General features: G+C 62.8%; 15 protein-coding genes and 1 tRNA gene. 9 read left to right on the forward strand and 7 right to left on the reverse strand.

The window, feature by feature from the left end; genetic code table 11:
* Positions 1-169 precede the first annotated feature (169 nt).
* Positions 170-1,867, reverse strand: coding sequence for a DEAD/DEAH box helicase (locus BFX80_RS15125; protein ID WP_065392493.1), 1,698 nt, complete (start codon positions 1,865-1,867; stop codon positions 170-172).
* Between the two features lie 577 nt (positions 1,868-2,444).
* On the opposite strand from BFX80_RS15125, the gene BFX80_RS15130 reads away from it, so the two are divergent.
* The gene (locus BFX80_RS15130) at positions 2,445-2,951 is read left to right on the forward strand and encodes a YaiI/YqxD family protein (RefSeq protein WP_077379167.1); all 507 of its coding nucleotides are present in this window, start codon (positions 2,445-2,447) and stop codon (positions 2,949-2,951) included.
* 31 nt (positions 2,952-2,982) lie between these two features.
* On the opposite strand, the gene BFX80_RS15135 is transcribed toward BFX80_RS15130, so the two are convergent.
* Both BFX80_RS15135 and BFX80_RS15140 read right to left on the reverse strand, forming a co-directional pair.
* Positions 2,983-3,993, reverse strand: a complete 1,011-nt coding sequence (locus BFX80_RS15135) for a glutathione S-transferase family protein (protein WP_084209329.1) — start codon at positions 3,991-3,993, stop codon at positions 2,983-2,985.
* A 157-nt stretch (positions 3,994-4,150) separates the two neighbouring features.
* Positions 4,151-5,038, reverse strand: coding sequence for a LysR family transcriptional regulator (locus tag BFX80_RS15140; protein WP_077379163.1), 888 nt, complete (start codon positions 5,036-5,038; stop codon positions 4,151-4,153).
* A gap of 651 nt (positions 5,039-5,689) precedes the next feature.
* Here BFX80_RS15140 and BFX80_RS15145 point away from each other — a divergent pair.
* Positions 5,690-7,195, forward strand: a complete 1,506-nt coding sequence (locus tag BFX80_RS15145) for a peptidoglycan DD-metalloendopeptidase family protein (RefSeq protein ID WP_338079118.1) — start codon at positions 5,690-5,692, stop codon at positions 7,193-7,195.
* A 94-nt stretch (positions 7,196-7,289) separates the two neighbouring features.
* Here the strand turns inward: BFX80_RS15145 and BFX80_RS15150 are convergent, their stop codons facing one another.
* The 3 genes from BFX80_RS15150 to BFX80_RS15160 form a co-directional block, all read right to left on the reverse strand.
* Positions 7,290-7,517: a hypothetical protein gene (locus BFX80_RS15150; protein WP_077379159.1), complete on the reverse strand. Its 228-nt coding sequence runs from the start codon at positions 7,515-7,517 to the stop codon at positions 7,290-7,292.
* Positions 7,518-7,802: 285 nt separating this feature from the next.
* On the reverse strand, positions 7,803-8,096 hold the full coding sequence (locus tag BFX80_RS17880; RefSeq protein WP_136939025.1) for a hypothetical protein: 294 nt from the start codon (positions 8,094-8,096) through the stop codon (positions 7,803-7,805).
* A 601-nt stretch (positions 8,097-8,697) separates the two neighbouring features.
* Positions 8,698-8,931 (reverse strand): hypothetical protein, encoded by a 234-nt coding sequence (locus BFX80_RS15160; RefSeq protein WP_065392415.1) that lies wholly within the window; start codon positions 8,929-8,931, stop codon positions 8,698-8,700.
* A 25-nt stretch (positions 8,932-8,956) separates the two neighbouring features.
* On the opposite strand from BFX80_RS15160, the gene BFX80_RS15165 reads away from it, so the two are divergent.
* On the forward strand, positions 8,957-9,103 hold the full coding sequence (locus BFX80_RS15165; RefSeq protein WP_157109499.1) for a hypothetical protein: 147 nt from the start codon (positions 8,957-8,959) through the stop codon (positions 9,101-9,103).
* A gap of 587 nt (positions 9,104-9,690) precedes the next feature.
* Complete coding sequence (locus tag BFX80_RS15170) at positions 9,691-10,248, forward strand: PRC-barrel domain-containing protein (RefSeq protein ID WP_084209333.1); 558 nt, start codon at positions 9,691-9,693, stop codon at positions 10,246-10,248.
* Positions 10,249-10,589: 341 nt separating this feature from the next.
* On the opposite strand, the gene BFX80_RS15175 is transcribed toward BFX80_RS15170, so the two are convergent.
* A tRNA-Ile gene (locus tag BFX80_RS15175) sits at positions 10,590-10,666 on the reverse strand.
* A 215-nt stretch (positions 10,667-10,881) separates the two neighbouring features.
* Here BFX80_RS15175 and BFX80_RS15180 point away from each other — a divergent pair.
* The 5 genes from BFX80_RS15180 (at position 10,882) to BFX80_RS15205 (ending at position 20,198) form a co-directional block, all read left to right on the forward strand.
* Complete coding sequence (locus BFX80_RS15180) at positions 10,882-11,523, forward strand: hypothetical protein (protein ID WP_084209334.1); 642 nt, start codon at positions 10,882-10,884, stop codon at positions 11,521-11,523.
* Positions 11,524-11,788: 265 nt separating this feature from the next.
* A complete protein-coding gene (locus BFX80_RS15185) occupies positions 11,789-13,921 on the forward strand; it encodes a TonB-dependent siderophore receptor (RefSeq protein WP_084209335.1) in 2,133 nt (710 codons plus the stop codon).
* A 361-nt stretch (positions 13,922-14,282) separates the two neighbouring features.
* Positions 14,283-15,971: a pyridoxal phosphate-dependent decarboxylase family protein gene (locus tag BFX80_RS15195; RefSeq protein ID WP_084209337.1), complete on the forward strand. Its 1,689-nt coding sequence runs from the start codon at positions 14,283-14,285 to the stop codon at positions 15,969-15,971.
* Positions 15,964-17,520, forward strand: a complete 1,557-nt coding sequence (locus tag BFX80_RS15200) for a lysine N(6)-hydroxylase/L-ornithine N(5)-oxygenase family protein (RefSeq protein ID WP_084209338.1) — start codon at positions 15,964-15,966, stop codon at positions 17,518-17,520. The genes BFX80_RS15195 and BFX80_RS15200 overlap by 8 nt, the downstream gene beginning before the upstream one ends.
* The gene (locus BFX80_RS15205; RefSeq protein WP_205632713.1) at positions 17,517-20,198 is read left to right on the forward strand and encodes a GNAT family N-acetyltransferase; all 2,682 of its coding nucleotides are present in this window, start codon (positions 17,517-17,519) and stop codon (positions 20,196-20,198) included. The genes BFX80_RS15200 and BFX80_RS15205 overlap by 4 nt, the downstream gene beginning before the upstream one ends.
* Positions 20,199-20,511 lie beyond the last annotated feature (313 nt).

Genomic DNA, 20,511 nt, shown 5'->3' on the forward strand with positions numbered 1-20,511 from the left:
CTCGGGAAATGATGGACGGTGGACGCTCCACCGCTATGCCAGAACAGGATACCAGCCCCTGTGGCGCCTTTCGTCCAGGCACAAAAAAACCGGCACCTCGTGAGAGGTACCGGTCTTTTCAGCAGCCGTGGCCAGCACTGTGTTCAGCGCCGGCCAGACTCAGGCCTGATCAGGCGCGACGACGGTCGTCGTTGCCACCTTCACGGCGCTGCGGACGAGCGCCCGCACCGTCTTCTGCCAATTCCAGCGGACGGCCAGCGACGCGAGCACGCGCCATCTTGGACACGATGCTGGTCGGCAGACCGCTCGGCAGTTCCACGACACTGTGCGTGTTGCGGATGTCGATGCGACCGATGCGCGAACCTTCGATGCCACCTTCGTTGGCGAGAGCGCCAACCAGCTGACCCGGCTTGACGCCGTCACGATGGCCGACGGCCACACGGTAGAGCTTCATGCCTTCACGTGCGACCGGCGCAGAGCTGCGACGCTCACCACGCTCCGGACGCTCGCCGCGCTCAGGACGCTCGTTGCGACGCGCACCCGGCTTCGGCAGGGACTGGATCGGCGTCTCTTCGGCGCGAGCCATCTTGACGAAGACCGCGGCCAGCTCGACCGGATCATGACCTTCCTCGATCAGGCTCTGCACCAGGGCGCGGTGGCCATTGGAGCTGCTGCCCAGGGCTTCGACGACGCGAGCACGGAAGGCCGCGTCACGGTGAGCACGGATCTCTTCTTCGCTCGGCAGCTGGCGTTCGGTGATGCGCTGGCCCAGAGCCTGCTCCATCCAGCGAACCTTGCGCATCTCGCGACCGCTGACGAAGGTGATGGCGCGACCTTCACGACCGGCACGACCGGTACGGCCAGTACGGTGGACGAAGGATTCGCTGTCACCCGGCAGGTCGTAGTTGAAGACGTGGGTGATACGCGCCACGTCCAGACCACGAGCGGCGACGTCGGTCGCGACCAGCACGTCGACCTTGCCACGCTTCAGACGCGTCACGGTACGCTCACGCAGGGACTGGTCCAGATCACCGGACAGTGCCGCAGCGGAGATACCGCGAGCCATCAGCTGCTCGACGACGGTGGTACAGGCGGCACGAGTCCGCACGAAGACGATGGCGGCATCGACGGTCTCGACTTCCAGCAGGCGAGACAGCGCTTCCAGCTTGGCGCCGCCTTCGACACGCACCATCATCTGCTCGATGGTGGAAGCGGTCTTGGATTCAGACTTGATGGCCACCTTGATCGGGTCAACCAGGTAGCGGTTGACGATACGCTCGATCTCGGTCGGAAGCGTCGCGGAGAAGAACACGCGCTGTGCTTCCTTCGGGGTATCGGCGACGACGCGCTTGACGTCATCGATGAAGCCCATGCGCAGCATCTCGTCGGCTTCGTCCAGCACCAGGGCGGACAGGCCGTCGAGCTTCAGGCTCTTGCGATCCAGGTGGTCGATGACACGACCCGGAGTACCGACGACGATCTGGGCGCCGCTCTTCAGGCTGCGCATCTGCTCGCGGTAGTCCTGACCACCACACAGGGTGGCAACTTCCAGGCCACGCATGAACTGGCCGTAACGAGTGAAGTTGACAGCGACCTGCTGAGCCAGCTCACGGGTCGGAGCCAGCACGAGAACCTGCGGCTCGCGGCGGTCGAGGTCCAGACGGGTCAGCAGCGGCAGAGCGAAGGCCGCAGTCTTGCCGGTACCGGTCTGGGCCTGACCGATCATGTCACGGCCATCGAGCAGGCTCGGGATGGTCTGGGCCTGGATGGGGGACGGTGTTTCGTAGCCCAGCTTCTCGAGAGAGGTCAGGACGGCAGGCAGCAGGGCAAGATCGCTGAAGCGATCGACGACGGAAGTCGTGGTCATGTATATCTCACACCTAAATGGCTACAAGTGAAGCTTGTAGCTGAAGAATGGGTCGGCTTGAACCGACACGAAGCGTAAGGGCTCCGTCTGGCGATGCCGTCAGGCACGAGGCGCTGGCATCATCAGAAAAAACGTACGAGTGCTTGGACGTCTTGGCATGGACGGGCCCGGGTTGCTCTGATGGCAGACGCATTTCCGCTATCAGGCACAACGCTGCGGCGACCGTACAGCAACCAGAGGCTCTCCACTTGAGAGTCTCGGGGCGCTCCATCATGCACACTGTGGACTGGGACGGGTCTTGCGTCGCGGCGGCCGGACATCGAAGGATCGAGGGGTCACGGAGGGCTCGGGGCAAGCTACGCCACTCGGTCCGGGAGGCGCGAAATTACCGTCTGAAGGCCTGTCAAGAAAGGCGATCACCGGCTTCGGCTACTCAGGATGGTGGGTCACTACATGCGAGGAGCTGGCATTCTAGCAGTCCCTCGCGCATTCTGCATCCTTTCTTTTGACCTTGGTCGCAGGCCAGGCGTCTACCGGCGCAGGCCACACTCGCCAATTCCCTCTGACAGGAGACGGCATGACTGACGTGCAAGACCCCACCACCCCCTCACCCGCCGAGCCCATCACCACGCTGTGGGTCGATGCTGACGCCTGCCCGCGCGCGGCGCGCGACATCCTGGTCCGCGCCGCGGAGCGGACCGCGACCCCCACCTGGTTCGTGGCCAATCATCAGGTGCCGCTGCCACGCTCGGTGCATGTCAAGGCACTGTCCGTCCCTGCCGGTGCCGATGCGGCGGACCAGTTGATCGTCGAGCGCGCCCGGCCCGGCGACATGGTGATCACGTCCGACCTGCCGCTGGCGCTGGAGGCGATCGAGAAAGGCGCGCTGGTGATGACGAGCCGCGGCGAGACACTGGATGCCAACAACATCCGCGCCAAGGTTCAGATGCGCGATTTCATGGAGAGCATGCGTTCCAGCGGCGAACACACCGGCGGCCCCTCCGCCTATGGGCAGCGCGAGCAGCGCGACTTCGGCAATGCGCTGGACCGCTGGCTGGCCAAGGCCAGACGAACCAGGCCGTGAGGCCGAACGCCTCGTCCCGGCAGCGATGGCTTCAGTGGTGGCGGCGAATGCCCTGCCCTGTCAGGCGCTCACGATCATGCGGTGCCTCGAGATCCAGCGTCGGGCCGAGGGGCACGATACCGGTCGGATTCACCGCCAGCTGACTGCCGTAGTAGTGGGTCTTGATCTGCGCGAGATCGCAGGTCTCGGCGACGCCCGGCCACTGGTACAGCTCGCGCAGGTAATTCGAGAGATTGGGATAGTCACTGATGCGGCGCTGATTGCACTTGAAGTGGCCGTGATAGACGACATCGAAGCGCAGCAGCGTGGTGAAGAGGCGGATGTCCGCTTCGGTCAACCACTCACCGACCAGATAGCGCGAGTCGGCCAGACGGCGTTCCAGTGAATCCAGGCAGGCGAACAGCGCGGTGAAGTGACGCTCATAGGCCTGCTGGCGGGTGGCAAAACCGGTCTTGTAGACGCCATTGTTGACCTTGTCGTAGATCTCGGCATTGAGAGCGTCGATCTCGCCGCGCAGGTCTTCGGGAGAGAAGTCCAGGTCATTGCCGGTCAGCGGATCGAAGGCGTCGTTGAAGATGCGCACCAGGTCAGCGGATTCGTTGTTGACGATGCACCCCGCCTTGCGATCCCACAGCGCCGGTACGGTGACACGGCCGGTGTAGTGCGGGTCGGTCATGGTGTAGAGCTGATGGTGGTAGCGCACGCCGTTGATCGGATCGCCACTGGAGCCCTCTTCCTCGAGATAGCTCCAGCCATGTTCCAGCATGTAGGGGCTGGTGAAGGACATGCCCACGACCGACGTCAGTCCCTTGAGAGAGCGCATCACCAGCGCACGGTGGGCCCACGGACAGGCCAGCGAGACATAGAGATGGTAGCGCCCGACTTCGGCGGGCACGGCAGACTGGCCGTCAGGGCCCTGCTCGGCCGTACCGGGGGGTACGACCCAGTCACGCAGGCTGGCACTCTCGCGCTTGAATTCCCCGCCATTGCTGTCGGTATCGTAACCACGGTTCTGCCAGGTGCCATCGACCAGTAAGCCCATGAGGAAATGTCCTGTGATGCAAGGTGAGGATAGCCATTCAAGGGATCGCAGAGGAGCCATGGTCCCCGCACGCAACGAATGGCGCCTCTCCGACAGGTGGTAGCGCCCAGAGGCTTTTCCAATCCCCAGCCGCTTCCTCATGTAGCTCAGGAGTGCTTCACCCCCCTTGAACGCTGTGATGCAGCTGCTCGACCATCGCACGCACGCCAGGGCCGGCGCTGTCGGCATCAGGCAGGTAGAGATGAATGTCGATCTCACGCTCGCCGCCGTTGAGCAAGGGCAAGGGCACGAGTGCCCCCTGGGTCAGCGCCTGCGAGATTCGTGAACGCGGCAGCCAGGCAAAGCCCAGGCCACGCTCGGCGAGATCGACGGACGTCGCCAGATGACTCACCGTCCAGCGCTCTTCTGCCTTCAGCCAGCCGGCATCCATGCCTGTCGAGCGACTGCTGTCGCGCACCACCAGCTGCCGATGCTGTTCGAGGTCACGCAGATCCAGCGGCCGTCCCAGCGCATGCAGGGGATGCCTTGGCGCCGCTACCGCCACGAAGGTTTCCCGCACCAGCAGGCTACCAAGCTGCCCTTCCTGTGGCAGCGCGCTGACCAGCAGATCGACCTGGCCGGCATCCCAGAGCTCACTGCCACCCGTCAGGGTGGTTTCGTGCAGCTGTATCCGTACCTGGGGATAGGCCGCGGAGAACCCCTCCAACGCACGGGCCAGCAGGTCCGAGGGAAACAGCTGGTCCACGGCCAGGCTTATCTCGCTCTCCATGCCTTGTGACAGCGCCTGGGCCACATCCTCCAGCGCGCTGGCACTCTCGATCAACTGGCGTGCGCGACGCAGGAGCATCTCGCCGGCCTCGGTCAGGCGCACGTTGCGCCCCACCGGCTCCAGCAACGGCACTCCCAGCAACGCCTCCAGGCGATGCACCGCATGATTGAGCGTGGAGGGGCTCTTGTGCACGGCCTCGGCGGCTCGGGCAAAACTGCCATGATCGACCACGGCGGCCAGCATCTGCCATTGGGCCAGAGTCACTCGAGACGACATCGGACATTCTCCACTGATTTCTTGTTGCCACGCGGGCGCACGAAAGGCGAGACAGGGCGACACGTGCGACGCCACCCTGCTGTCCCTCTGGACAATCTTCGCCCCCTTCAGAGATCTCATGTTGCGACGCCAGAGCATCATGTGCCAACACGTTCGCCACTCTGCGTCACAATCCTCTGACAACAGGACGCTATCCTCGTGATGTACGCACTGACTTGCAGAATATTTCGACGAAGTTACAAAATTTAACAGCAAGCAGATATTACTGTGAGAACAGCGTTTCTTAAGCAAAAATGGCGGGATTTTCGACTGTCCTCATAAAACAGACACCGCTAGCACGACCCCTGATGATCAAAACAGGGTTGAATTCCTAATACTGGACATGTGTCCAGCCTATCGAATGCGCAAAAGCTTGGTTAAGGTTCGGATGCGAATCTGTCGTCTTCTGTTCTGTTCACTTCATCACATCATCGGTCAACTATGCTGCGAATCCTTCATTCGCTCCCACGCGTGCACAAGTATCTTCTTTTACCTGTTGCCACAATGGTCACCGTGCTGGGCGCTCACAAGCTTCTTGAAACTCTGGACTCTCAAGAGATCTCACCTGCCTCTCGCCACCTCGCCATCGACCTGGCCAATGCCAGCTCGGAGGTGACGAACGCATTACCGGTTGCCATCGCGCACGCGCAACAGACGCCTGCTCCGCTGGCCACGGCCAGTCTTGATGCGGGGCATCAGGCACTGAGCGCAGCTGGCGAGGTGCCACTCTCCGCGCTGACGCCGAGTGAGGTCATCGATGTCGACTTCGACATGCCGGTGATGTTGACCGACGCCAACTACCCTGCCGGTGAAGCTGAGCCCGGCCCGATCGTGGCACTGGCACCTTCTGCCGTGAAGACGGCCGAGGCGGTGATCGCCACCGCGACCGATGAGCAGGCCGGCGGGACCTCCTACGATGATCTGTCCGTCGATCCGGTCGAGCTGGGCGAGAGCCCGACGCTGCAGACCGAACTGGCAGCCAAGGAAGTCTATGTCCCGGAATGGCAGACCTACACCGTTCAGGCGGGCGACACCTTTGCCGTGATGGCGGAGCGTTCTCTGGGGCTCGGCTATCGCGAGACCACCCGCATCATCAAGTCGCTGCCGGACAAGCGTGTGCTGACCCACTGGCGCATCGGTGACAGCCTCGACTACAAGCTCGACGAGGACGGCAACCTGCTGGCGCTGCGCATCATGAAGGATGCGCGTCGCGGCTTCATGGTCAAGCGTGACCCTCAGCAGGATTCCTTCAGCGTCGCCAAGATAGAGAAGGCCACTCAAGCGACCCAGCGTCTATTCGCCGGTACCGTCAGCGGCAGCTTCTCGCTCTCGGCGGAGGCCACCGGTCTTGGCGTGGCGGATGTCACCCAGCTGACCCAGGTACTGGGCAAGAAGATCGATTTCCGTCGCGATACCCGCAAGGGCGACAAGTTCCAGGTGCTGGTCGAGTCCGACATGATCGATGGCACCAGCACCGACTCGCGCATTCTGGCCGCCCGCTACGAGGGTACCCGCAAGTCATTGACCGTGGTGCGCAATGCCGCCGATGGCCGCTACTACACTCCGGACGGCAAGGGGCTCGACCCGGCCTTCAATCGCTACCCGCTGGCTCACAAGGCGCGCATCAGCTCGCCCTTCAACCTGAGCCGCCGCCATCCGGTCACTGGTCGCATCAGCCCGCACAAGGGCACCGACTTTGCCGTTCGCGTCGGTACACCGGTCCTGTCCACGGCTGATGGCGTGGTCGAACTGGTCGGCAACCACCCGCTGGCGGGCCGCTACCTCGTGCTGCGCATGGACAATGGCTACAAGACCCGCTACCTGCACCTCTCCAGACCTCTGGTCAAGAAAGGCGAGCGCGTGAAGATGGGTGAGAAGATCGCCCTGTCCGGCAATACCGGCCGCTCCACCGGCCCGCACCTTCACTATGAGGTGATGGTCAACAATCGTCAGGTCGATGCCATGCGCGTCCAGCTGCCGAACAACAAGTCTCTGTCCGGCAAGGCGCTGGCCGCCTTCAAGCGTGAGTCACAGAACATGCTGGCCAAGCTGGAAGCCGCCGACAACACCGGCGCCATCGCCAAGGCATCGACGCCGACGGGCTCTGACGAAAGCTGATTCGCGCCATGCCCTGAAACGCAAGAGGCCCTCACCGACGTGAGGGCCTCTTGCGTTTCAGGGCGTGGCATCTCCGGATACCCCGGTGATGTCGTTACTTCTTGATACCCTTGTTGGCGGCCTGCTCCAGCAGCTCTTCGGCTTCACTGGACGCCCCCTCCTCGCGCATCCTGGCCACATCCGCATACAGGCAGACGTAAGTGCCGCACGAGGCGCAGAAGACCTTGTCTTCCGGATTGTGCACCTGAGAGACGCGCATCCGCTTGCTACCACAGTCGGGGCACGGCTTGGGGATACGCAGTTCCTCGGATAGATCGGACATGTAACAGCCTCCTGTGCAGTCTCTGGAAGGCATGCATCCGCGACGCAAGCCCGGGGAACGGGAAGTGCGCAGGATCCATGCGGTTGTGAAAGACATGGGGGCAGGCATCCTGCTTGCAACCCCATGGCGTGCTTGCCACCGAAGGTCGAGAAGAGCAGCTGTTAGGCGGCTGCCTGTCTCCTGCACACGACTCCCTTCCCGCTCGCGTCGTGTGCCAGGAACGCAAAGCCCCCGGCGTGGGCGGGGGCTTTGCAATGAGCTGGAGACCTCAGGATGCAAGAACTCTCAAGCCGCGCTGATGCGTTCACCGCTGACGATGGCATCCTGACGATTTCTCGCGGAGTGCTCCAGTGGGCGTCGTTGCGCATGGGAGCGGGCACCATCTCGCGTCAGACGAAACTCTTCCTGGAGTGCCATCTCACGCGCTGCCAATCGGAAGTCCCCCATGGAACACAGGACATGACCATTCGGGCATTTCAACAGGTGCTCATCGGGGAGATCACAGGCTGGCCAATGCAATGATTCATTGCACTCGGGGCAGCGAGGTCCATTACTGGTCGGGATTGAAGTAGAAAACATGCGCGAACTCCTTTTCGGCGCAAGAGGTGACGTTGTCATGACCAGGCTCTCGATAAGGGGATCATGCAGACATGGCTCAGCATGCGTGCGCATGATGGAGACACGAGGCCGCAGACTCCATTGCACTTTATGTTAGAAATATCAGATTCCTTGCTGATGTCCCGGATATCTCGAGGCATCTCCAGCATGTCTCATCCGCGACAGGGCATCAGACGCGCCTCATCCTGACAGGACAATCTTACAAACGAATAACACTCCCACGGATGATGCAGATCAAGGCTGTCTCGAAACACGCTGATTGCCTTGTCGGATGACACACAAAAAAATCCCGGCCAATGGCCGGGAAAACACTCTCAGGCAGAACAGGACCTGAATCGGGAGGCAACGCTCACCGAGGGGGTCGACCAGGACGCTGGACAGTCGCCAGCGGTATCACGAATTCATGTCGCCTCTGACAAGGCACTTGCTCGGGGCTCCGGCAATGGACGATTGACCGAAAGGATGACGATTGCCGAAGCCTGACTCTCACATCTCACTGACCAGCATGCTGGACGACTGATAAATGCCGTATCACCTACTGGCTGTCAGTGGGTAGAACATCTCAAGCCTGTGCATCAAGCTGCTTGATCACCTGGTTGGCCATCAAGGCAGGGTCGATGGTGGCACGCTTGCGAGCGCTGGCTTCAAGCCGGTCGCGCAGCATGAACCACACCCCGAGAAATTCGTCGCACTCGGCGCAGCTCACGATATCGTCATCTGCCGGGCTTTCTCCCAGATTGACGCGATTGCTGCCACAACGTGAACACTCCATGGGAACCTTGCGCACTGCGTTCATCTCGATGCCCTCCGCTGGATCCTTGATGAAAACTCTCACGGCCTTCCTCAATAGATTCGACCGTGACCTGCCAGATCTCGAGCAAGGAAAGGACGAGGGCTTGAAAAGCACGCTGCGGATCTCCATTCCCTCTCTTGGCGAGGCGTTCATCGTTGGCCTCGCTGCGCTCTGACACCCTCAAAGTTAGACACTTTAAAACTGCTGTACAAGTTTTTCTGAGTATCAAAACGTATCTGTATAGCTAACGTACACCCTGAACTTCCCCTCTTGAACTGCGATTACGCAGCGTTGATCCCCCTGCAGATGTCGATCTCACCACTGACGATCGTCACGCCCCGACCGTAACACTTCGCTACAAATTCAGTGATCGTGCAATGAAAACTGCAGGTACAGTGCGGCATTCTCCTCCGCCAGCACGGATGACAGCGCGGTTGGCCGTCGATATTCACTGATGGACACCTCCATGCCTTGCCCTCCTGTTCTGCCGGCAGACCGCCGTAGCCCCGCCAGACGCCGACATCTCGCTGGCCGAAAAGTGCACCTGATTCGTGACGAGCGCATGAACTCCCGTACAAGTTTTTCCGCTCCCCCCTTGAAACTTGATCGCGTCATCTGAATCTTAGGAAGCATGGCTGCACAAGATGGCAGCCCGACATCGTCCATGTCCTGATTGGCCCACCACTGCAGCACGCCACGCAGTCGCCGGCGGATTACATCAGGGCAGACGGCAATGAAGAATCGACACGCAAGGAGTACGGCATGAGCAAGATGAACCGCAAACAGATTCTGGGTGCGATCACCGCGACCACTCTGCTGACCACCTCCGGCCTGGCCATGGCCAATCCGCAGGGACTCTACTCCGCTGATGAACTGATGGATGCTGACGTCTATCTGCAGAACGACGACCAGCAAGTCGTGGGTGAAGTGGAAGATGTGCTGCTCGACGACAACATGCAGGTCGCCGCGCTGGTGGTCGAGAGTGATGAAGTGCTGGGCCTTGATGATCAGCAGTACGTGGTCGAGACCGGCAAGTTCACGCTGGAAACCCGTCAGGGTGACGACATCGACAATCTCGAATATCGCATTCATGTGAACATGGATGAGGCTCAGCTCAAGGAACAGCCGCAGTACACCACCGACTGGTGGCAGGACACTCGCAAGAGCGCGGCCGCTGCCTGGGATGAGACCAAGGACACCGCTGCCAGCGCCTGGCAGGACACTCGTCAGGCAACAGCCAATGCCCTGACCTCGGCAGGCAACGCGATCAGCGGTGCCGCCAATGACGCCCAGGATGAGATGACAGACGAGACTCAGTGATCATCACTGATATCGAAGCGTCTCGCGCCATTCTCGTGGCAGTGACATGAAGGATTCGCCGCCGCCCGCAAGGCAGTGACATCAGAGCAGTCCTTTACGACGTTCGAGCCGACGCCCCGTCGCCACCTGGCACGGGGCGTTCTGGTATCTGGCAGTGCGAAGGCGAGCCGGAACGACTGACGTGCTGATGCAAGCCCATGCGACCGAGTTCCCCGCCAGCGAAAGGCGACGAGCCACGGAGGAGAGCCGAAAGCGGAAAACCATCGATCTGGCGAAACGGGCAGGCACAAAAAAAGCCGCCGATGGCGACCTGGCAGGCGCTACAGAAAAGCGCCTCGGGATGGTGGGCCCAGCAGGACTTGAACCTGCGACCAATCGATTATGAGTCGAGTGCTCTAACCAACTGAGCTATGGGCCCGGACAGCGCCGCTATGATAGCGAAAGCCAAAGCGTCAGGAAAGCCCGAAAACTCAACAACATAGACCTCGCTGGCCACGAGCCGCCGTCACCGCCTCCGATCAGCCCCATTCCACCTGCCACCCTGTCACGAACCCTTGCGCCACTGGCGTGTCCAATGCCTCAATGCGCCGCACAGAGCTCACCTTTCGTAGCGCCCAGCCATCAGGAGTCACCATGTCATTTCCCTTTCTTCGCTGGACCTCTTCCTTCCACAAGCGCCTTCGCGCCCCTATCAAGGCCCTCGCCCTGGCCGTTGCCATGAGTGGTATCGGCATCAGCGTGCCCAGCCAGGCAGCCTGGCAGCTGATCCCGGATGCCAGTGGCGCCACCGCCACGCTGACCGAACAGAAGGCGCAGGGCAATGTCGAGCACGTCCACCACCTGCGTGGGTTGAGCGGCACCGTCGGTGATGACGGCAAGATGAGCATTCCGCTCAGCGTCGGTCAGACCGACCTGCTGGACAAGGTCGGCGAGCTGCCGCCGTGGCTGTCAGGCGTCAGCCAGATGCGTCTCGCCACCCTGATACTGAATCTGGACCCCGTGGCTCTGGCAGCGCTGGAGACAGGCAGGACGACACGCATGCAGGTGCCCTTCACGGCCACCGATGGCAACCGCACTCACCGCGATACCCTGCCCCTGAACGTGACCCGCGAGAGTGCCGACCGCCTGAGCTTCGCCAACGCCGAGCCCATGGCGCTGGACAGCGCGGAAGTCGCCAAGAACCAGGTCGGCAGTACCCTGCTTGGCCTGCTGGGCTATGGCAATCTGGTCGGCGATATCCCCATCACGCTGCAGGGCGAGATGCAGGACCGCTGATCCCCCGCCGACGCCATCCTCCGTCGAGGCGCCCCTCTACCAAGGACCGCCCTCTGACAAAGACCGCCCTTCGGGGCGGTCTTTGCATGTCTGAGCGCCACCGGAAGCCCCCGCCAGGCCACGTACACGGCCCACTGACATCAGATAACAAAAATAATTCTCATTCATGGTTCAGAAATACCAACCCTGTACGTCTTCCCTCAGGAGAGAACGACAAACAAGAAGCATTCGCAAAAACATCATTCAGGATGGAACATCGTCACTCATGAAAGACTCCGCCACGCGACACCCGCATCAATCCCCATTGCTTTCACTGCCACGGCACCCGCTGGCACTGGCGATTGCCCTGAGCCTACCCTTCACCGGGCAGGCCGTGGCGGCCGACCATCGGGATGCTCAGGACGAGCAGCTGGATACCATGACGGTCACCACCACGGCGGCTACCAAGACGCAGACCGGTTACCTGGAAACTCCCCAGGCTGTCTCCACCATCACCCGTGATGACATCGACAAGCGCGCCGCCGAGACGGTGCAGCGTGCCGCGGACTACACGCCGGGCGTGTTCACCAATCAGATCGGTGCTTCCAACCGCTATGACTATCTGGTCCTGCGCGGCTTCTCCGATGGCAGTGTCAGCAACACCTTCCTGGATGGTCTGAAGCTGATGGGTGACTCGGGCTCCTACAGCTCGATGACCATCGACCCCTACTTCCTCGACAGCATCGAAGTCGTCAAGGGGCCGTCCTCCGTCCTCTACGGCCGCTCCTCGCCGGGTGGTCTGGTCGCGATGCAGTCCAAGCGCCCCGAGTTCCAGGACTCCGGCCAGGTGCGTTTCACCGTCGGTGACGACAACGAGCGCAGCGCGGCCTTCGATCTCACCGGCCCGCTGGACGACGAGAAGCGCATCGCCTATCGCCTGACCGGCCTTGCCAGCGCCGAAGACACCCAGGTCGATTCCGTCAGCGAAGAACGTTATGCCTTCTCGCCACAGGTCACCATGGATGTCACCGACGACACCACCGTCACCCTGATGGGCTACTTCCAGAAGGACCCGGAAGGCGGCTACCACTCAGGCCTCCCCTACGAGGGCACGGTGGTGAGTCACGACGGCATCAAGCTCGGCAACGACTTCTACGAAGGCGACGAGGACTACGAGGAATTCGATCGCACCGAACGCATGCTCGGCTATGACTTCGAGCATCGCTTCAATGACGATGTCACCGCGCGCCAGAAATTCCGCTACCTGCGTTCCGACGTGGATCTCGAGCAGGTCTACGCCTATGGCTGGGCCTCGGATACCGAGCTGACCCGCTACTACTCCGGTGGCGAGGAAAGCCTGCGTGCCTGGACGGTCGACAACCAGCTGGAGACCCGCTTCTCCACCGGCGACATCGATCACACCCTGCTGTTCGGTGCCGATTATCAGACCCGCACCAACGACGTGGACTGGGAATACGGGACCGCCAGCTCGCTGGACGTCACCAGCAGCAGCGATGCCGATGTCTCCATCTATGCCACCGAGAACCAGAAGCGTGAACTGGATCAGACCGGTGTCTACTTGCAGGATCAGCTCAGCTGGGGCCGCTGGAACCTGGCCGCCGGCCTGCGTCAGGACTGGGTCAACATCAAGAATACCGATCGCGACTACAACACCAGCAGTGAGCTGAACGACAACGAGATGAGCGGCCGTATCGGCCTGATCTACGGCTTCGACAACGGCATCTCGCCCTACGTCAGCTACTCCACGTCCTTCTCGCCGAACTCCTACACCGACGAGGATGGCGACCTGCTCGACCCGACCACCGGCAAGCAGGTGGAAGTCGGCATGAAGTACCAGCCCAACGGCACGCGTGATCAGTACAGCGTCTCGCTGTTCCGCATCAATCAGGAAAACGTCGCCTCCAAGGACCCGGAAGACAGCTACTACACGTCCTACGGCGAGATCGAGTCCCAGGGCCTGGAGCTGGAAGCCCGCACCCAGCTGACCCGCGACTTCGCGCTGCAGGCCGGTTACAGCTACACCGACGTGACCTATGCCAAGGCGGAAGATGGCACCGAAGGCAACGATGCCAACCAGGTGCCGAAGCACCAGGTCAGCGTCTGGGGTGACTACGCCTTCAACGAGGGCCCTCTGACCGGCCTGAATGCCGGCCTTGGCGTGCGTTACTACGCCGACATGTGGGCGGATTCCGAGAACACCGAGAAGGTCCCGAACTACGCACTCGTCGATGCCCTGGTCGGCTACGACCTGAGCCAGGTCGGCTGGAGCGGCACCAGCGTGCAACTCAACGTCAGCAACCTGTTCGACAAGGAATACATCGCGTCCTGCTACAGCACCAGCTTCTGCTACTACGGTGCCGAGCGCAGCGTGACCGCGACACTGACCTATGATTTCTGATTCCGACACGTCCGCCGTCCGTCGATTCTGAATCGACCCGCATGACCCGCCGGCGGCAAGGATGTCGCCGGCACCATCGCCCTGAACCACTCGTCGTCTGATACCTCTGGCGTGTGCCGCACATGACATCGAGATTGCCCGACACAGGGGCGCTCGGTGACGACTCACTCTCTGCCGATGCCCACGGCAGGCGTGACTGACCGCGCCAACCGCTTCACCAACAACTTCACCAACAACAACGACCGCATCACGCGGCACTTGATGAATGTCCTGACTGGTCCTCGCTCCTGTGCCACCTGCCCTGGCTGGCTGCGAGTCTCTTCCAAGTCTTTATCTGCGAACATTCGCATAAGGTTATGTAATGCACAGCCTTCATGATTCCGCCGCCACCTATGGCGCGGCTGCAGGATCCCCCGCGTCTGCCCCCCAGGCCGCTGCCGCCGCGAGCTCCCTGTCCCGCTCGCCCAGCGCCGCCCTGTTCTCACCTGCCAACATGGATGCCTGGCAGGCCGGCATGCAACGCATCAGCAGTCTGGTCGCCGAACAGCTCGAGAACGTTCAGCAACCCTTCAGCGGCATCACTCCGGAAGCCCTGCGCCCGGCCTTTGCCGAGCTGGATCTCGAGACGCCCCTCGAGAATCTGGAAGCGGGCCTGGAGGAGCTCCAGTCGCTCTACCTGAAGGATGCCGTCTATTTCCATCACCCGCGCTACATCGCACACCTCAACTGCCCGGTCGTGCTGCCGGGTGTCTGGGCGGAAAGCCTGCTCGGCGCGATCAATTCCTCCCTCGACACCTGGGATCAGAGCGCCGGCGGCACCCTGATCGAACAGCGCCTGATCGACTGGACCACCGAACGACTGGGCCTGGGTCCGACCGCGGACGGCATCTTCACCAGCGGCGGCACCCAATCCAACCTGATGGCGCTGCTGCTGGCGCGTGACGCGGTCTGCGAGAAGCTGCCCAACCACCCCGGCAACCAGACCCACGGCCTGCCGCCGGAAGCCGGGCGCCTGCGCGTCTTCGCCTCCGGCATCAGTCACTTCAGCCTGCAGAAGGCCTGTGCCCTGCTCGGCCTCGGCCACAACGCCGTCATCCCCGTCGCCGTGGATGAGCGTCGCCGCATGGACCCGATTGCCCTGCGTGAGGCGCTGGACAAGGCGCGCGCGGAAGGCCTGATTCCGATGGCCGTGGTCGGGACCGCCGGTACCACCGACTTCGGCAGCATCGACCCGCTGCAGGCCATCGGCCGTGAATGCCATGCACGTGGCATCTGGTTCCACGTCGATGGCGCCTACGGAGGCGGTCTGATCACCTCGCGTCGTCACGGTCACTGGCTCAAGGGCGTCGAGATGGCGGACTCCGTCACCATCGATTACCACAAGACCTTCTTCCAGCCGGTCAGCTGCAGCGCCTGCGTGGTGCGTGATCGCACCCAGCTGCGCCACGTCACCTATCACGCCGACTACCTCAACCCGGAACTCCAGGCCCGCGAGGGCACACCGGATCAGGTCAACAAGAGCCTGCAGACCACGCGGCGCTTCGATGCGCTCAAGCTGTGGCTGACGCTGCGCCTGATGGGCGCCGATGCCCTCGGCGACATGCTCGATTGCGTGATCGACCTCACTCGCGAGGGCCATCAGCTGCTCGCGGCGGCACCGGACATCGATGTCGTTCAGGCCCCGGAGCTCAGCACCCTGGTGTTCCGCTTCCATGACGCCAACGAAGACACCCTCAGCGATGCACAGTGGGACGCCCTGAATCGCGAGATCCGCAAGCGCCTGTCGCGCAGCGGGGAAGCCATCGTCGCCGCCACCAAGGTCTCCGACCGTCAGTATCTGAAGTTCACGCTGCTCAACCCGGACACCACCCGCGACGACATCGCCGCGGTGGTCGAGCTGATCCGCCAGCATGGTCAGGCGCTGGTCAAGGCGCATCACCTCGCCGTCAGCACCACGGCCCAGGCAAGCCACGCCGCAGCACTGGCCGATGCCCCCGCCGCCAGCCGTCGCAGCCACACCACAGAAGCAAAGGAAATCCGTCATGCATGACACTTCGACTCCTCACGTCACCGACACAGCTGAAACGCGCAATGAGGTGCTCGACTTCGTCGCCATCGGCATCGGCCCCTTCAACCTGAGCCTTGCCTGTCTGAGCGAGCCGCTGGAGGACGTGAACGGCGTCTTCCTGGAGCGCAAGGCCGCCTTCGACTGGCACCCGGGCATGCTGCTGGAAGACGCCAGCATGCAGACGCCCTTCATGGCGGACATGGTCTCGCTGGCCGACCCGACCAGCCACTTCAGCTTCCTCAATTACCTGAAGCTGCATGACAAGCTCTACAACTTCTACATCCGCGAAGACTTCTTCCTGCTGCGCCGCGAGTACAACCAGTACTGCCAGTGGGCGGCGCGCGAGCTGACCAGCCTGCGTTTCGATCACGAGGTCCAGGACATCCAGCATGTCGGCGACATCTATGTGGTGCGCGGCACTCGCCCCAGCTCCGGCGAGGCCTTCGTCTATCGCGCACGCAAGCTGGTGCTGGGCACCGGCACCCAGCCGTATCTGCCCGGCGCTGCCGATGCGGTACGCGGCGAGGTGCCGGTGGCGGGCAGCCGCGTGTGCCACAACGCCCACTACCTGGCGCGCAAGGACGAACTGACGTCCCAGCCGGCCATCACCATCATCGGCTCCGGCCAGAGCGCCGCCGAGATCTATCTCGACCTGCTGCGCGAGATCGACCAGCACAGCTACCAGCTCAACTGGATCACGCGCTCGCCGCGCTTCTTCCCGCTGGAATACGGCAAGCTGACGCTGGAGATGACGTCACCGGATTACATCGACTACTTCCATGCCCTGCCGCGCGAACAGCGCAACACCCTGCTGGCGACCCAGAAGGGCCTCTACAAGGGCATCAATCTCGAACTGATCAACGAGATCTACGACACCCTCTACGCCAAGCAGCTGCAGGGCGTGGTGCCCACCACCCTGATGACCAATACCGAGCTGACCTCGCTGACTCGCGAGAGCGCCGATGGCGACTTCAGCCTGGGGCTCTATCAGCGCGAACAGCAGCAGGCATGGCGCCACGAGACCAGTGCCGTGGTACTGGCCACCGGCTATCACTACGTCGCCCCGCCCTTCTTGAAGAGCATCGAGTCACGCATCCGTCGTGACGCCGAAGGCCGCTACGCCGTCGGGCGCTTCTACGCCGTCGACGCGCAGAGCACCGCAGACGCCGAAGGCAATGAAGGTGACCAGTCGCCCTTTGCCGGCGAGATCTTCGTCCAGAACGCCGAGCTGCATACCCACTCGCTGGCCGCCCCGGACCTGGGCATGGCCTGCTATCGCAACAGCTGCATCCTGCGCGCCATCACCGGGCGTGAGGTCTATCCCATCGAGCGGCGCATCGCCTTCCAGAGCTTCGGCGCCCCGGGCGTTGAAAAGGGCAACGGCAACGGCTTCACGCCTCTGCCCGCCGCCCATCTGGCCTACGGCGAGACCGACCTGCATGCCAGTGCGGCCAGCGAAAAGACCGCCTCGTCCAGCACCGCCCCCACCGAGTCCTCACGCGCAGCGCAACACCGGGAGACCACCGCATGAACATGCCCGTCGACATCACCACCACCCGTGCCAACGCCCACAGCGCCGCGACCCCGGCCCAGCAGATCTTCGGCGAGACATCACTGGACACCTCCCCGGCACTCGACCTGCTGAGCCCGGTACCCGGCACACGTTTCACGCGCCGCTCGGTGGAGCTCGAACAGGCCCAGGCGCGCCTGCGCAAGCCGCAGGATGACAGCACGCCGGAGCGAGCGGAATTCGCGCTGCGTCCGCTGGATCTCGCCGCCGACATGGCGCTGGTGGACGAGTGGACCAGTGGCCCGCGCGCCAGCTTCTGGGGCATGAGCGAAGACCTGCTCACCACCAAGCACGATTTCTATCAGGGCCTGGAAGACAGTCGCCACGCCCAGGGCTGGCTCGGCCTCTACAACGACCAGCCGGCGTTTCTGGTCGAGCTGTATGACCCGGCACACGACCCGCTCGGCAAGCATTACGCCGTGCAGCCCGGCGACTTCGGCATGCACTTCCTCATCGCGCCGCGCAGCGATGACCAGGCCCCCATCAGCGGCTTCTCGCGTGCGGTGATCGAATCGATCATGGCGATGATCTTCGCCGGCCAGTTCCGTGACGAGCACGCCGCAGATACCGGTGAGGCAGTCCGCCCGGTCACTCGCGTGGTGGTCGAACCCGACAGCCGCAATACCGCCATTCACCCGCTGAATGCCGCCGTCGGCTTCGTCGATCACGGCCCGCTGGATCTCGACGGCAAGCCCGCGCGTCTGTGCTTCTGCTCCCCGCAGGACTTCCGCGCCGCCCTGGCGAGCCGCAGCCCGCGACTGGATACCGCCATCACCGCCAATCCGGCGGCGGCCGGCCAGCACCTCACCGGGCCGGACTGGCAGCAGGCCAATCGCCTGCTGGTGCGCAAGGCACTGGCCGAATTCAGCCATGAGCGCCTGATCCACCCGCAGTGTGCCGACGAGACCAACGCCCGCATCACGGATGGCTGGCATCATTACCGCCTGTCGCTGTCTGCCCCGGCGAGCGACAAGGCCCCCGTCAGTCGTCGTGCGGTGGAATATCGCTTCGTGGCGCGCCGCTTCCAGCTCGATCACTGGTTGATCGACGCGGCCTCCCTCCAGCGTCTGGACGCCAATGGCAAGGCCCTACCGCTGGATGCCCGCGAGCTGATTCTGGAGCTCAACGACGTGCTGGAGATTCCGCCGCGCCTGCTGCCGGTCTATCTCGAGGAAGTCAGCGCCACGCTCGCTTCCAGCGCCTGGAAGATGCAGCGCGCCGTGCGCGAGAATCAATCCGCCCGCGTGCTGGCCGGTGCCTCCTTCCAGACCCTGGAATCGGCGATGAGTGAAGGCCACCCGTGCTTTGTCGCCAACAATGGCCGCATGGGCTTCGATGCGCTGGACTACCGCGCCTACGCGCCGGAGGCCGCACAGCCCTTCGCGCTGGTGTGGATCGCCGTACATCGCGACAACGCGCATTACTCCGGCGTGGATGGTCTCGATCCGCGCCGTCTGCTGGAAGAGGAACTGGGTCACGCCGAACTGGCCCGCCTGGAGCATCAGCTGACGGCCAAGGGCCTCGATGCCGCCGATTACCTGATGATGCCGGTGCACCCGTGGCAGTGGAATCACAAGCTGGCGATCACCTTCGCCGCCGAGATCTCAAGCCAGCGCATCGTCTGTCTGGGACTTGGCGAGGACCGCTACCAGGCCCAGCAGTCGATCCGCACGCTCTACAACCGCAACCAGCCGGGCCGCCGCTACGTGAAGGTCGCGCTGTCGATCCTCAACATGGGCTTCATGCGCGGTCTGTCGCCCTATTACATGCGCGCCACGCCGGCCATCAACCAGTGGCTGCAGGGGCTGATCGACTCCGACCCGTCCTTCGAGACATGGGGCTTCCGTCTGCTGCGTGAAGTCGCCGCCATCGGCTATCGCGATGACGTGCTGGAAGATGCCGACCCGGCGGCCGTCGGCTATCGCAAGATGCTGGCCAGCCTATGGCGCGAGAGCCCGGAAGACGTCAAGGACGAGGGCGAGCGCCTGATGACCATGGCCGCGCTGCTGCACGTCGACAACGACGAGAAGGCGCTGCTGCCTGCGCTGATCGAGCGCTCCGGCATCGGCGCCGAAGCGTGGATCGACAAGTGGCTGACGGCCTACATGACGCCGCTGCTGCACTGCTACTTCAAGCATGATCTGGTGTTCATGCCGCATGGCGAGAACCTGATCATGCGCCTGCGCGATGGCGTGCCGTGTGGTGCACTGATGAAGGACATCGCCGAAGAGGCCGCGCTGTTCGCCACCGACGAGACCCGCGCCCTGGAGCTGCCGGAAGGAGTCGAGCGTCTGGTGGTCGAGGTGCCGGAACCGATCCGCATCCTGTCGCTGCTCACCGATATCTTCGACTGCATCTTCCGCTTCGCGGTACCGCTGCTGGTGCGCGAGCAGGTGATGACGGAAGACGCCTTCTGGTCACGCGTCGCGGCCTGCATCCATGACTACCAGGATGCGCACCCGGAGATGGCCGACAAGTTCGCGCGTCACGACCTGTTCGCGCCACGCTTCACGCTGTCGTGTCTCAACCGTCTGCAGCTGCGCAACAACCAGCAGATGGTCGACCTCACTGACCCCTCCGGTGCCTTGCAGCTCAAGGGAGAGCTGGACAACCCCATCGCCGCCTTCGCCCGCCACTGACGGCGTCGCGCCTCCCGGATCATGTGGCTGAACGTGATCCGGGAGGCCGGCCCCCTCCGCGCAAGTCCCGCCTTGCGCGTCTGACCGCCTCCGAATGCTTCGCAGGCGGTCAGGCGCGTGCCTGCCAGACAGACATTGATAATGATTCGCAACACCAATATGATTGAGCGCCCCATCACGCCAATCCTCATTGCGAGCCGTGGATGTCCTCTTTCTTCTGCGCATTCCAAGCACTGACAGAAGCCCGCTCAGATGAGGGCGCTGACCTGCAGACGCAACGGCCCCCCTGCGATTCGCCGGCACGGGCTGCCTG

The sequence above is a fragment of the Cobetia marina genome (assembly GCF_001720485.1).
GTDB classification, from domain to species: domain Bacteria; phylum Pseudomonadota; class Gammaproteobacteria; order Pseudomonadales; family Halomonadaceae; genus Cobetia; species Cobetia marina.